Source organism: Pseudomonas sp. G34, from assembly GCF_031119625.1.
In the GTDB taxonomy this organism is placed as follows: domain Bacteria; phylum Pseudomonadota; class Gammaproteobacteria; order Pseudomonadales; family Pseudomonadaceae; genus Aquipseudomonas.
The window spans coordinates 103,636-118,037 of sequence record NZ_JAVHZV010000001.1 but is presented as its reverse complement, the minus strand read 5'-3'; the positions used below and the strand labels follow the sequence as shown (position 1 = coordinate 118,037).

Sequence of the window (14,402 nt, the reverse complement as noted above, 5' to 3'; positions counted from 1 at the left end):
TCGACGTTAGAAGGGTTGGTGCTGGGCGGTTTGCCAGCTTTTGCTACCGTCGCGCTGGGCGAGAACGGTGCGCAATGGGAATTCCCAGATCACGGTCTGGATGTGTGGGTTGCTCAGCAGTTCGCTGCGGGTGAATTCGTCCATCGCCTGGAACGGCCCGCGTGCCTCGACGGCCATGCTCACCAGGTCGTTTTGCAGCGCCTCCTTGAGAAAGCCGACGAAGTTCCAGTCATCGATCTTGCTGTAGCTGGAGCCCACCAGCGCGAGCGATTGCTGCTGTTCACCGAACAGGCTGTCTTCATCGACGTTCTGCGCGTCGTTGGTGGTTTCGTAGAGCGCAATGGTGACGGGCTTGAACAGCTGAGGCGCCAGGTTCGGATCGAACTGGACGTAGTTGAGCAGGTCGCCCTTGACCACCTTCTCGCCAACCGGCCTGCTGACGTAGGGCTGTTCACCGCGCAGCTGCGGGTACTGCCTGACCAATTCCTGGGCTGCCAGCCGCGCGCCTGCCGGGCTCCAGTGGGTGTCCGTCCTGACGAACAGCTCGGCATCATCACGCTGGCGCCTGAAGGCCTGCTGCACCGCCGCCGTATCGATCTGGCGTTGCCCGAGCTCTCTGACGAAGCGTGCGTACAGCTCCAATGCCCGTGGATCGACAGGCGAGCTGGCATGCTCCGCGTAGATATCCAGCTTCATCGGAACCGGCAGCAACACCAGCTGTTTGCCGTGCTCCTGCAGCAGCTGGTGAACCTTGGCGATCCTCTCGAGTTGATTGTTCAGGTTGGCAGTCAGGTCGTTGGGGATCAGGTATTCCTGATTGGTGTAGAGCCAGCCATCCTTGCCCAGCACCACGCCGGGTCGGCCTTCGCCAAATACCTGGTACTGGATATCGGCCCACAGCCTGACCGAAGGGTCGCGCAGGAAAATGTCCTTGTCGTAGTGCTGTTCGAACTTGCGCAGCAGCTTGCCGTCCATGAACAGCGAAAACGCATCGGTCTGTGACTTGCTGAAGTTGACCACCGCCGGCAGCGAGTAAAGCAGCATGCCGGCAAGCATCAGGCAAAACAGGTAGCCGTTGAGTTTGTGGGCCGAACTCATCACCGGAAACATGACGTTCTCCTAGAACTGAAAGTAGAGAAACGGTGAGAAGGAGTTCGCGGTCAGGCTGCTCAGCGAGAGCAGGAATCCGCACCACAGCAACAGGCTCTGCATGCCGCCGACATGGCGCATGAAGTAGCCGGTCTTGTTGCCCGCATAAAAACGCACGTTGTTGATGCCGGCCAGCACCAGCCAGATGACGGCGAGCGCCACGAAGGCGATGGCCATCCGCGATGCACCCAGGGTGTAGAGATCCAGCGAGCCGAACCCGTTGAAGCCGAACATACCGGCATAGATATCCAGGCTGTGGGCCATGTTGCTGGTGAAGAACAGCGGCATGCTCACGCCGATCAACACGAAGGTGCGCATATTGCGCAGGAAGTTGTAGGGCGTGTTGAGCTTGGTGGCGATGCCCAGTTTGCGCTCGACCACCATGGCGACGCCGAAGAACAGGCCCCAGCACACGAAGGCGATACTCGCGCCATGCCAGACCCCCGACAGCAGCATGGTGTAGACCAGCGCGACCATCGGCCCGGCGATGCGTTTGCGCACCAGTGGCATGTAAACGTAGTCGCGCAGGAAGTGCGCGAGGGTTATGTGCCAGCGTTGCCAGAATTCGGTGACGCTTTGCGATACCCAGGGCTGGTTGAAGTTTTCGGCGAACCTGAAGCCCATCATCAGCGCCAGGCCGATGGCCATGTTGCTGTACCCGGCGAAATCGAAATACAGCTGCAGCGTGGAGATGAACAGGCCGAACCAGGCATCGGTGAATTGCAGCTCCGGCTCGCGGATGAACAGGCTGTTCATCGGCGCCAGGGAGTCGGCGATCAGCACTTTCATGATGAAGCCCAGCATGAAACGGCTGACCCCCAGGGAAAACAGCTCCATGGAGTGGGTGCGCTGCCGCAACTGTGGTGCCAGCAGGCTGTAGCGCAGGATGGGGCCGGCTACCAGGTGCGGAAACAGCGCCACGAAGGCGGCGAAGTCGACCAGGTTGTTGGTGGGCTCGGCGTCCTTGCGGTAGATGTCGACGATGTAGCTGAGCGCGTGGAACACGTAGAACGAGATCCCCAGGGGCAGGATGATGTGCTCCAGGGTGAAGGTATTGATGCCCAGCGGTTGCAACGCCGCGGTGATCACATCGATACCGAAGTTGGCGTACTTGAAGTACCCCAGCGTCGACAGGTTGCCGATGATGCCCAGCCACAGCAGCCGGAAGGCACGCTGCTTGTTGCCCTGGTCGAGCTGGCTCTTGATGCGCAGCCCGAACCAGTAGTTCCAGTAGGTGATGGCGAAGAACAGCAGCAGGAAGTCCGGACGCCACCAGGCATAGAACAGGTAGCTGCCCAGCACGATCACGCCTGAGCGCCAGCCAGGGCGCGCCAGGTAGTAGCAGATCAGGAAGATGGGCAGGAACAGGAACAGGAAGGTGTTTGATGAGAAAACCATGGTCCATGCACTCTCAGTAGCGAATCACGACGCCCAGCGTCAGCTGGTAGTCGTCGCCGCTTTGCACCGCATCACCCGCGCGCAGGTAGCTGGCGCTGACCAGGGTGTTGAGGTTCAGGTGTTTGCCTTGGTAGGCGATCGGGAACATCCGCCAGTAGTAGTTCACATCCACCACCTGGCCGATGGAGCGTCCGTTGTTGTTGCCCAGGGCGATCTGCTGGTTGCGGGCGCGGCGCTGGTCGCTGTCGATGCGAATGGGCAGCTCGCCATTCTCGTTGCGCAGGTACAGGTCGCTGACCTTGAAATCCAGTGAGGTGCGCGGTGTCGGTTGGGTTTCCAGCGCGAAGCCGTAGTACTGCAGGTTGCGCACGTTGACGTTGATGAACGAGCTGATCAGGCGCGAGCTGTAGCGTTCCGGGTCGACGACGCGGTCAGACTGGATGCGGTTGAGGTAGAAGCCATCGTTGCCGTCGTCCGGTTTGTCGGTGATGCCGCCACGCAGCGCGAAGCGCGGCGTCCAGGGCAGATCCTGAAAGCGTTTACCCACCTCGCCGAGCAGCGCCCAGCCGCGTGTGCCGTCGCTGCTCTGCAGGCCATTGCCATCGGTGCTGTCGATGTTGCCGCGCAGGGTCGCGAGCTCCAGGTGATAATCGCTGAGCGGCGCCAGGTCGAGGTTTTGCCCCTCGAAGAACAGGCCGGCGCGCAGGCCTGTGAAGTCCTGGCGATCATTGACGTTGCTATCGGAGTAGTCGTTTTCATACAGCATGCGTACGCCTGCGGTATGCCCCTGGGTCCAACGCCAGGCGTACTCGCCCATGGCGTAGACGATGTCCTCGTCGGTCTCGTCGAGGGTGTTGATATCGGTGTTGTAGTAATAGAACTTCTTGCCGGCGGCGAGGAAGCCGCTGCTGTTGGCGTCCTGATAGTTGAAGCGCACCGATTCGAAGGTGTCGTCCCACCAGATGCCGTAACGATCGGAGTAGCTCTGCCGGCCCACGGTCAGCGAGTAGCGCGGGTCATCGCCAAGCAGGTTGCGGCGCACGTAGAACTCGCGCAGCTCGGAGTAGAAATACTCGGGGCGTTCGCGCGCTTCACGGTTGCTGCTGTTGTCTTCCTGCAACCCGGTAGAGGTCTGGCTGGTGTTGTAGTTGACCCAGGCACGCCCGAACACCTGCCACTTGGCCCAGCGTTTTTCGGGGGAATACCAGGTGAACGAGGGCTCGTAGCGGTAGCTCTGGAAGACCTTGCGGCCGTTGCCGACGGTCGAGTCCTGCGGGCCGTAGCCGGTTTGCAGGGTCAGCTTCTGGAAAAACTCCGAGGTCACCACTGGTTCGGCGAAGGGCTGGACGGGCGCGGGCTGGTCTTCGGCCCAGGCGTGTGAGTGGAGCAGGGCGAGCGTCAGCGCACTCAAACCGTACAGCTTGATGGGGGTCATTGCGGCGCATCCTTGAGCAGAGTGGCGTGCATGAGTTGGGCCTTGTCGAGTTCGCTCGGGGTGAGCGTGCGCTGCAGTTCGAGCACCAGGCTGCGGGCGCGGCTGTCGCCGTAGTCGACGGCCACGCGTGCATAGGCATAGGCCTTGACCGGGTCGTAGCAGATCGCGCGGGCGCTGGCGTACACCGATGCCATGCGGTAATAGGCCGTGGACGAGCCACCGGCCGAGATGCGCTGGTAGATCGCCAGGGCTTTCTGCTGGTCGGGCTCGTCAAGGCCGCCGTGGCTGTACAGGTCGCCCTGCAGCAGCTCGGCATCGCGGTAGCGGCTGGCGGCGAGTTCCTCGATCAGCGCCTGGGCTTTGTAGGGATCGAGGGTGGTCCAACTGGTCACCAGGTACAGCGAGACACGCAGTGCCTTGGCCCGGCTCGGCTCGCTTTGCGCGACTCGGTCGATAAGCGCCGCCGTTTCTTCGGCGCTGTTCTCGGTCGGTGATGAGGTCATGAAATTGACCTTGGCGACCATGGCCGGCACCCAGCCACGATTGACCGCATTGTCGAGCCAGAGCAGCGCGTCGCCGCGCAGCGTCTTGGCTTCGTTTTCGATCTGCGTGCGCACCTGGTCGATCTGCTCGCGGCGCGCGCTGCGTTGCGCCTCGGGCAGGCGATCGAGCTCTGCCTGGCTGGGTGGCAGCGGATAGCGCAGGCCCACCGAACGTTCGGCGCTGATGCTGTCGAGCTGGGTGCCGATGCGATGAACCACCTCGACCGGCATGCGGTTGGCCTCACTGATCCGGCTGCGGGCAAACGCGGCGAACAGCGGATCGCGTTGCTCACCGAGCAGCTGGTAGTAGCGATCGACCGCGCGCACGTCGGTCATGATCGCGCGCTCGTACCAGGTCTTGGCTTGGTCCGGCTGTTGTTGCCGCTCAGCCAGTACCGCTCGGTAGAAGTCGCTGCTGCACTGCATCAGGCAGGAGCGGTCGTACAGCGCGATCAGGCTGTGCACCTGGGCGACGGTGAACAGCGCCGGGTAGCTGACGAATACTTCCAGGCTGGTGTTGAGGCTGCGCACGTCACGGTCGTGGGGAAAACGCTGCAGGGCGTCGCGCATGTAGGGGGCAAGCTCGAGACGCAGGCGGGGGCTGCGATCCAGCAGGCGGGCAAGGGAGCCGAGGGCGGCAATATCGCCGCGGCCGTCATCGAACGCCGCCTGGTAGACCTGTGCGGCTTCGCGGGTTTTCGCCGGGTCGCTGGCGAGCACGTTGCCCAGCAGGTGCTGAGCCGAGCGATCACGCTCGGCCAGCACCCGCAGGTCGGCTTCTACCGGGGCAGCCGGATCCTTGAACAGTGCATAACGGATCTGCTCCAGGCTCTGCCCGGCGACTGCAGTTGCGCTGAAGCTGATGCCAAGCAGCGCGGTTCCGAGCAGAGTGGCGTAAGGCGGTAGCAGCTTCATGGCCGACCCTTAGAACTGCGCGATCATTGGCAGGCCGAGGAACAGGTCCACGGATACCGGCTTCTGATAAGCATCGCGAGGCAGCTCGCGGTCTGGCTTGATGGTCAGTATCAGGGTTTGATTCTGCTCATCGACGCTGCTCGATACGACGCTGCCATTGATCGGCTCCTCGATGCCCAGCACCTGCATGCGTACCGAGTCGACGCGCGACATCTTGTCCAGTTGGTCGAAGGGAATCGTCGCCTTGACGAACAGCGACTCGTCGCGCGGCAACAGGTGCATCAGCGGCGCATATTTGTAGGCGTAGCCGTCGAGCTTCTGGCCTGGGAAGAACACCTCGCAATCGCAGGGGCTGGCGATCACGGTTTCGATCAGGGCACGCCCCATCAGCAATTGCAGGTCGGTCTGCGACAGGTTGGCCAGGGCCTGGATGTCGGATGGTGTGGTGAAGGTCGCCGCCAGTTGGCTGGAGACGCTGGCCACCGGCTCGCCAACCTTGACCTGGGCCTGGTCGGGCGCCAGCAGGTATTTCACGTAGCCGTTGTCGGGCATGGCCACCACGTAGGCATTGGCGCTGACGATGGCCTGGGCCGCTTGCACGCGGAAGAACAGCAGGTAGCTCTTGTAGGCGATCAGCCCCACTGCCGCCAGGCCGAGGGCCAGGAACAGCAGGGTGCCGAGCACCGCCTTGAAGCGATCGCCGGCGCTGCGCGAGCTGCTGTGCTTCTGCTTGCGCTCCTTGATGTAGTTCTCGCGCTGCATCACGTTGAACAGGCCGTTGATGTCGGCAATTTCGCCGGACATGTAGGCGCTGATGATGTAGCGCAGGATGTCGCGCTTCTGGCGATCGAGCTCGATGAACTCGGCGCCCACTTCATGGCCGCGTTGCGACACGATCTTCACCTTGGCATCGATGTTCAGGTCGATCTTGTTCAGCTTGAGCTTGATCGAGGCATTGAACAGGCTGCCCAGGGTCAGTGGCTGGTCATAGATGAGCCCCAGACCGCCCAGAGAGATATCCTGGATTTCACATTCCAGCTGTTTGAGGCCATTGCCATCGAGCAGCACTCTGGCCGGGATCTTGGTGCGCACGTACTGACGCTCATCGATGGCTTCGTGTACGACATTGGCGGGTGAGACTGAGGAGTTCATGGCAGTCGCCTACTTAAGGTTGCGTGAAATCGAGCAGAACCGAAATGGCCCCGAAGAAGATGGCGAGCGAAGACAGCAGCATCGCTTTCGAGGTCCAGCGGTTGAGGGCTGCATCAAAGTTGACGCTGCCGTTGCTGAGGGTGGTTTTCTGGCGGGTCCAGCTCTGCAGGTCCATGTGGAACATGGTGTAAACCTTCATGATCGAGCCCATGATCTGGTTGTAATAAAGAACGAACGGATAAATCGGCGACACCGGGTGCTTGGCGAAGGTGAACAGCAGCGTCACCAGCGTGCGCGACAGCAGTACCCAGAACAGATAGAGCAGCAGGTACTGGATGCCGAACAGCAGGCCGGCGACCACCGAGGCGGACAGGCCCATCAGGCAGGTCCACATGGACACGCGCTGGTCGTACAGCACGTACATGGTGAACAGCCCGAGCCGATCCAGGCCCAGCAGCGTGGTGGCGCGGAAGTTCTGGCGCAGCGAGTTGCCATACCAGCGATACATCAGCTGGCGGGTCGCGCGCAGGAAGCTGTTGTCTGGTGGATGCTCGACCGTGAGGGTGTGGCTGTCGGGTACGTAGAAGGTGTCCCAGCCGGCGCGCATCAGGCTGAACCAGGACGACTTGTCATCGCCGGTCAGGAACTGGAAGCGCCCCAGGCGCCAGTGATCGAGGAAGTCGGCTTCGACGTCCTTGATGAACTCCGGGTTGGTCATCACGCTGGCGCGGAAGAACGACAGGCGCCCGGTCAGGGTCAGCACACGCCGGGACAGCGCCATCGAGCACATGTTGATATGGCGCTGCACGAAACGCATGGTGTGCCACTGCTTCATCAGCGTGCTGCCTTCCACCTCGCAGAACTCGTTGGTGGTGATGCCGCCGACGCTCGGCAGGTAGGCGAACAGGCTCACCGCCCGCTCGACGCAGCCGGGCAACATCATGGTGTCGCCATCGACCACGCCGACCACGGCGTTTTCCAGGGGCATCTGCCGCGACAGCGAGCGGAACGCATGGGCCAGGCCGTCGCGTTTGCCGGTACCGCGGGCACGGACGATGATCAGCTTGATGTCATCACGGCCGTGGATTTCCTGGCGCATGATGTCCTTGATGAAGTTCTCGTCACCCTTCTCGACGATCGACGCGATGATCGTGCAGGGCACGGGCAGGCGTTGCACTTCCTGGAGAACCGACTGATACACCTTGAAGGTGGTGTGGGTCGGAATGCGGAAGCTCGTCACGATCATGAACATGTGATCGGGCAGCGCCGCCGGCCCCATCCGCTCCACGGCCTTGCGCATTCTGGGAAAGCGCCAGTGCAGGAAGTACATGCCCCGCAGGTAATGGGTGATCGCGTTGCCGTAGCGCCACATGCCAAGCGCGCCGATGATGAAGATGAACTTCTGGTGCGCCGGGTCGAGGTACTCCGGCGCGACCAGCTCGGAAGCCAGGGCTATGAGGGCGAACAGGCACGCCCAGCCACAGAGCTTGCCGAAAATCGCCGATGTCCCGATCCAATCCACAGCACTGGAAAGATACCTGCGCATGTTGTGTATTCCCTTTATTGAAACCGCTCTCTACCGCCATGCGGCGTTCAGCCGATGGTTTGGATGTGGGTGTTATCAACTGAGCGTGGTGTCCGTGCGCCCGTACACGTCGTCGAAACGCTCGATGTCGTCCTCGCCCAGATAGCTGCCCGACTGCACCTCGATGACCTCCAGAGGAATCTTCCCGGGGTTGGCGAGGCGGTGTACCGAGGCGATGGGGATATAGGTGGACTGGTTTTCCGAGAGCAGGAAGGTCTTGTCGTCACAGGTGACTTTCGCGGTGCCGGTGACCACGATCCAGTGCTCGGCGCGGTGGTGATGCTTTTGCAGCGACAGGCTCGCGCCCGGCTTGACCATGATGCGCTTGACCTGGAAACGGTGGCCGTTGTCGATGGAGTCGTAGCTGCCCCAGGGCCGATAGACCTCGCAGTGGTTCTCCGCTTCGGGCCTGCCCTGGGCCGACAAGGTGTTGACCAGGTGCTTGACGTCCTGCACGCGATCCTTGTGGGCGACCATCACCGCATCCTTGGTTTCCACCACCACCACGTCGTCCAGGCCGACCAGGGTGACCAGCTTGTGTTCGCTGCGCACCAGGCAGTTGTGGCTGTCGTGCACCAGGACGTCGCCGGTATGGCTGTTGCCGTTGGCGTCCTTGGCTTGCACATCCCAGATCGCCGACCAGGAGCCCAGGTCATTCCAGCCTGCCGACAAGGGGACGACGCAAGTGCGCTGGGCTTTTTCCATCACCGCGTAGTCGATGGAGTTGTCCGGGCAGCACGCGAATGCCTTGGGATCGATACGGATGAACTGCAGGTCGACTTCACTCTGGCTGAGGGCCAGCTGGCAGGTGTCGTAGATATCCGGGTCGTGACGTTTCAGCTCTTCCAGGTAGCGGCTGCAACGGAACAGGAACATGCCGCTGTTCCAGAAGTAATCACCGCTGGCGACGAATTCGTTCGCCGTGGCCAGGTCAGGCTTTTCAACGAAGCGCTCGACATCCAGCACGCCTGCAGGAAGCTGTTTGCTGCCAGCGCCGGCCTTGATGTAACCGAAACCGGTTTCCGGGCGTTCGGCGGGTACCCCGAAGAGCACCAGCTCACCCCGTTCGGCGGCCTCACGGGCTACGCCCAGGGCGTGATGGAAGGTGCCCAGATCCTCGATGACATGATCGGCCGGCAGCACCAGCAACAGTTCATCGCGACCCTCGGCGAGCAGATGCATGGCCGCGATCGCCACGGCGGGCGCCGTGTTGCGGCCAAACGGCTCGAGCAGGATCGTCTGCGCACTGCAATCGATGGCCGCCAGTTGCTCGCTGACGATGAAGCGATGGGTTTCGTTGCAAACGATCATCGGCTTGCCGATACCTTCATGGGCAAGGCGCTGAAGGGTTTGCTGGAACATGGTTGCGCTGCCGGTCAGGGCCAGGAACTGCTTGGGGTAGAGCTTGCGAGACAGCGGCCAGAGCCGTGAGCCGCTACCGCCGGACAAAATCAGGGGAATCATGGGGGGCATTTCCTCGCAGCGATTGCAGCTGTCAACGATGAAGTCGGCGGGCGCTCTAGAACGAGCGCCCGCGCTCGGCTGCTTACCAGCAGATGCCTTCTCTGGTGGCGGTGCTCGTGTGCGCCATGAAGCCGAACAGGTCGATGAACAGCTTGTCGTCGCCCGCGTTGTTCATCGCCTCGGCAAAGCGCTTGTCACCGTTGCCGATGATCAGCACATCGGATTCGTCGACCACCTCATCGAGCTCCTGGCAGAGCAGCGAGGAAACATGCGGGATCTTCGACTCGATGTATTCCTTGTTGGTCCCAAACACCCTGGCGTATTCGACGTTGCTGTCGAAGATGCGCAGGTCATAGCCTTTGCCGATCAGCATCTCCGCCAGCTCAACCAGGGGGCTTTCGCGCAGGTCGTCGGTGCCGGCCTTGAAGCTCAGGCCGAGCAGGCCGACTTTGCGTTTGCCGTGGTGGGAGATCATGTCGTAGGCGCGTTTCACCTGAACGCGGTTGCTCGGCATGATGGCGGCCAGGAGCGGGTGTTCAACGTCCATCTGGCCGGCACGGTAGGTCAGCGCGCGCACGTCCTTGGGCAGGCAGGAGCCGCCAAAGGCGAACCCTGGGCGCAGGTAGTAACGCGACAGGTTGAGTTTGTGGTCCTGGCAAACGACGTCCATGACTTCGCGGCCATCGACGCCGCACGCTTTGGCGATGTTGCCGATTTCATTGGCGAAACTGACTTTAGTGGCGTGCCAGACGTTGCAGGTGTACTTGATCATCTCCGCGACTTCGATCGACTTGCGGATAATCGGTGCATCCAGTTCGCTGTAGAGCGCCTGCAGCAACTCGCCGGATTGTTCATCCAGCTCGCCGATGACCGTCATGGCCGGAAAGTCGTAATCCTTGATCGCGGTACTTTCGCGCAGGAACTCCGGGTTGGTGGCCACGCCGAAATCGACACCGGCTTTTTTGCCGGATGCCGCCTCGAGCAACGGAATCACCACGTTCTTTACCGTGCCTGGTAACACCGTGCTGCGAATGACCACGGTATGGCGATCCGCTTTGTCGCGCAGCGCTACACCTATCTGCATGCACACCGATTCCATGTAGGCGAGATCGAGATCACCGTTGCGCTTGCTCGGCGTGCCCACCGCGATGAACGAGAGCTCGCTGTCCGCTACCGCTTCACTGACGTTGGTGGTGCCTCTCAGCAGGCCGCTGCTCACGCCCCTGTCCAGAAGCGCCGCCAGGCCAGGCTCGACGATCGGTGATTTGCCCTGGTTGATCATGTCGATCTTGTCTTGCGATACGTCGACGCCGATCACCTGGTGACCGCGTGCCGATAGACAACCGGCGCATACCGCCCCTACATAGCCCAGACCAAAAATGCTGATTCTCATAGTTGTTTCCCTGATAACTCTTGATAGGCGTAGCGGTTGTTTTAGGCAAAGCCACAGACTATCGCTGCGCTAATTAAGCGCATGGCGAGGGCTGGTTAGTTTGCAAATTAATGGTCTGGGGTTGAGCTGGCGGCGATCTTAGGAGAGATTTTTTTTTGCTTCAAGAGAAAGTTTTGGCAAAGTGCCACTTAACTTTCGTTATTTTTTTTATTGATATAAATCAATGGCTTATAAATGCCATAGTTGTGGCGTCAAAAAACCGATTGCCTGTTATTGGTTTTTTATTATTTCCGTCTTTTTGCTGTTTTTGAGATTTAAAGCCTGTTTTTCCTAACTTTATTTAAGTGCCTCTTAATTTTCTGTTATCCACTTCGGGCAGGCGGCGCCCCGGCGCTCTGGGCGTTTTCCATTGTTTATGGGCATGGCTTTTTTATGCCCCGCGTCCTAGACGGCGTTGCCTAGGCGTAGAGCGCCAATGGAACGGTCCGTTTTTTTCTGGCGCCAGATTTACGCTGTTTTAATGGCGTATTTCAGATTGGCGCGCCTGCGCAACGGCGAGGGCGAAATCACTGCGTTGGCGTTATGGCTTGTTTTCCACGCCGGAGTGCCTCTGGCAGCCATTGCGGTGCAGTTGGCTGGGCGACCAGGCTGCAACCCGTCCGTTGAGGGGGGGCTGCACGATAAGCGGTCGCGTCCGCCTGGCTGGCGAATGCAACTGCTCATGGGATTGCCGCGCACGCCGTCAGGCCGCTTCGCCACGCGGGCGATGGTTGGTCGGCAATCAGGCGTTGGCGATGAGCGGCGTGCTGATAACGGAGGAGGGGCCCGTGAGTCCGCCCGGTGGCGGTGCGGGCCAATGAAGAGCGGGCGAGGCACGGTCTGGCGCAGGCGGCCTGTCGGCAGGCGTCAAGGCCCTACTTGGGCCGCCAGGCACAGTAGCCGGGGCGCGGGCCGATCTTCGGGTGGTTGCGGCAGGTGTCCGGGCGGCGCTCATAGATGGTGCACAGGCGGGTCTTGCGATCCAGGTAATAGCAGTCGTTGTTGCTCATGCGCGTCAGGGTGAAGATCCCTGACTTCTGGTTGAAGCGCTCGACCAAGCCATCCTTCTGCAGGCGCCTGGCGATGTTTCTGGGCGGCTCGCCGCGCTCGAATTCATCGACCACGCCAATGCGGATCAGGTCGTTGAGGCGCACCTCGACCGGCAACTGACAGCAGCTGGAAATGCAGCTGTGGCACATATCGGCGGTGTAGCGCGCCCAGGTATCGAGGCGGTCTATTTCCGCGGCGGCGATCAGGTTGCTTTTCATCTCGGAGGGTTTCGCGTGGTGGGCGGCGCGCGATCATAGCGATCTTGCGAGAATTGTGAACGGCTATCCGCCGGCTGGCGTTGCGCTGTACGCGCAGCGGCGGCGATGAAGCAATAAAAACCTGCTGAAAATGTGATGAATTGCAGTATCGTAGCGGCGAAAATTGTTGCCCTGCCTGTCTGCACGCCTCCAGTGGCTCGCGGCTCGGTTGACGCTAGGCCGCCAGGCGCCCAGCCCTGGCCTCTTTCCTGAGCCTGTTGCAATGGATGCATCCGCCTTGTTTGCCTCTCCCTCGCGTTGCCTCGCAACGTGCCTGGCCGTATCTCGCCTGCGGGCGGGCAGGGTGGCAGCGTGAACGCGTGCCTGGTCAACGCCTGGCAGCTGGATTTCGCCGTGCTGCTGACCGTGGTGGTTTGCGTGGGCGGCGTGGTGCTGGCCCGCTGGGTGATCAACCAGCGCGATTTTCCGGGGCGCGACACCTTCATCCTGATGCACCTGGCGAGCATGTGGTGGATGGCCATGGCCGGCCTCGAGGTCGCCTCCGTGGCGCCGGCGTGCAAGATGCTCTGGGCCACCATGGCGTGGCCGGGCATCATCAGCGTGCCGACCTTCTGGGCGGTGTTCCTCTGGCAGTACGTGAGCAGCGTGCGCAAGCCGCTGGGCAGGCGCTCGATGCTGGGCATGATCCTCATGCCGCTGCTGATCTGGCTGGTGGTGCTGAGCAACCCGTGGCACGGCCTGTTCTATGGCGCGGCCACCGGGCCGGTGTCCGCCGAGCCGGGGGCGCCGGTCTACTACGATCACGGGCCGCTGTTCTACGCCACGGCGGTGTACGTGTACCTGTTCATGACCTTCAGCCTCGGTGTGGTGCTGCGCGCTGCCTTGATCAGCCATGGCGTGCACCGGCGCCATTACCTGGCATTCGTGCTGGTCACCGCGGTGCCCTGGTCGGCCAACATCGCCTACGTGGGCTTTGGCTACGTGGTGTTTGGCGTCGACCCGACGCCGTTCAGTTTCGTGTTTACCCTGGCGGCGTTTTCCTGGCTGATCCTCGGCGTGCGGCTGTTCGACCTGGTTCCGGTCGCCCGCCATTTGCTGCTCGATTCGCTGCCCGACCCGGTCATGGTGGTCGACACCCAGTGGCGGGTGATCGAGGCCAACCAGGCGGCCCTCAAGCTGGGCGAGCTCGCTGCTGACTGGCAGGGGCGCCGGCTGAAGGACTGGCCGGGCTTCGGCAGCGACCTGCAGGCGCAACTGGTCGAGCAGGGCGAATTGCGCGAGCCGCTGCTGATCCACAGCGACGCCGGCCACTACTTCGAAGTGCGCATGCGGCCCATCGAGCGGCTGACCCGCCACGGCATCCTGGTGCTGGGCCAACTGCTGTACCTGCGCGACGTCACCCAGCGGCAGATGGCCAAGCTCAAGCTTGCCGACGCGCTGGCACTCAGCGAGGAGCGCTTGCGGACCATCACCAGCCTGCACGAGCAGCTGCGCGAGCAGGCCCTCTGCGACCCGCTGACCGGGCTCTACAACCGCCGCTACCTGGACGAGCTGTTCGGCCGCGAGCTGGCCCGGGCCCGCCGCGAGAACGTGCCGCTGGCGCTGGCGCTGATCGATCTGGATCACTTCAAGCGGCTCAACGATCAGCATGGCCACCTCGATGGCGATGACGTGCTCAGGAGCGTGGCGCAGCACCTGCTGGTGAACTTGCGCAGTTCCGATACGGTCTTTCGTATCGGCGGCGAGGAGTTCCTGCTGATTCTCCCCGGTACCGATGCCCGTGAAGCGCGCGAACGCCTCGAGGCCATCTGCCAGGGGCTGGCGCAAAAACCGCTCAAGACCCGCAGTGGCCTGCGCCACGTGACCCTCTCGGCCGGCCTGGCGCTGTGGCCCGAACAGGGCACGGCGCTCGACGATCTGCTGCAGGCTGCCGATGCCGCCTTGTACGAAGCCAAACGTCGCGGACGTAACCGCGTGTGCAGCCTGCTGCCGCGCGTTACCCCACAGGCGGCTGAGGCACCCGTTCCTGGAAAGGGTTAAACTCCTTTCGATTACCTTCCTT

General features: G+C 61.8%; 10 protein-coding genes. 1 reads left to right on the top strand and 9 read right to left on the bottom strand.

Features of this window, described 5'->3' with window-relative positions:
- Window positions 1-6: 6 nt before the first annotated feature.
- The 9 genes from QYS36_RS00530 to QYS36_RS00490 all read right to left on the bottom strand — a co-directional run bounded on the left by QYS36_RS00530 (window position 7) and on the right by QYS36_RS00490 (window position 12,340).
- Window positions 7-1,110 carry an alginate O-acetyltransferase gene (locus tag QYS36_RS00530; protein WP_308837638.1) on the bottom strand — a complete coding sequence of 368 codons (1,104 nt, stop codon included), beginning with the start codon at window positions 1,108-1,110 and terminating at the stop codon, window positions 7-9.
- A gap of 9 nt (window positions 1,111-1,119) precedes the next feature.
- Window positions 1,120-2,547 carry an MBOAT family O-acyltransferase gene (locus QYS36_RS00525; protein ID WP_308837637.1) on the bottom strand — a complete coding sequence of 476 codons (1,428 nt, stop codon included), beginning with the start codon at window positions 2,545-2,547 and terminating at the stop codon, window positions 1,120-1,122.
- Between the two features lie 13 nt (window positions 2,548-2,560).
- Entirely contained in the window at window positions 2,561-3,982 is a 1,422-nt protein-coding gene (locus QYS36_RS00520) for an alginate export family protein (RefSeq protein WP_308837636.1), read from the bottom strand.
- Window positions 3,979-5,439, bottom strand: coding sequence for a sel1 repeat family protein (locus tag QYS36_RS00515; RefSeq protein WP_308837635.1), 1,461 nt, complete (start codon window positions 5,437-5,439; stop codon window positions 3,979-3,981). Before QYS36_RS00515 ends, QYS36_RS00520 begins: the two co-directional genes overlap by 4 nt.
- Before the next feature lie 9 nt (window positions 5,440-5,448).
- Window positions 5,449-6,591 (bottom strand): PilZ domain-containing protein, encoded by a 1,143-nt coding sequence (locus QYS36_RS00510; protein ID WP_308837634.1) that lies wholly within the window; start codon window positions 6,589-6,591, stop codon window positions 5,449-5,451.
- A gap of 13 nt (window positions 6,592-6,604) precedes the next feature.
- On the bottom strand, window positions 6,605-8,137 hold the full coding sequence (locus tag QYS36_RS00505; RefSeq protein WP_111461090.1) for a glycosyltransferase: 1,533 nt from the start codon (window positions 8,135-8,137) through the stop codon (window positions 6,605-6,607).
- Between the two features lie 75 nt (window positions 8,138-8,212).
- Window positions 8,213-9,640 (bottom strand): mannose-1-phosphate guanylyltransferase/mannose-6-phosphate isomerase, encoded by a 1,428-nt coding sequence (locus tag QYS36_RS00500; RefSeq protein ID WP_308837633.1) that lies wholly within the window; start codon window positions 9,638-9,640, stop codon window positions 8,213-8,215.
- An 82-nt stretch (window positions 9,641-9,722) separates the two neighbouring features.
- Complete coding sequence (locus QYS36_RS00495; protein WP_308837632.1) at window positions 9,723-11,033, bottom strand: UDP-glucose/GDP-mannose dehydrogenase family protein; 1,311 nt, start codon at window positions 11,031-11,033, stop codon at window positions 9,723-9,725.
- A 914-nt stretch (window positions 11,034-11,947) separates the two neighbouring features.
- Window positions 11,948-12,340, bottom strand: coding sequence for a YkgJ family cysteine cluster protein (locus QYS36_RS00490; RefSeq protein WP_308837631.1), 393 nt, complete (start codon window positions 12,338-12,340; stop codon window positions 11,948-11,950).
- 351 nt (window positions 12,341-12,691) lie between these two features.
- Here QYS36_RS00490 and QYS36_RS00485 point away from each other — a divergent pair, with 351 nt between their 5' ends.
- Window positions 12,692-14,380, top strand: a complete 1,689-nt coding sequence (locus tag QYS36_RS00485) for a histidine kinase N-terminal 7TM domain-containing protein (protein WP_308837630.1) — start codon at window positions 12,692-12,694, stop codon at window positions 14,378-14,380.
- Window positions 14,381-14,402 lie beyond the last annotated feature (22 nt).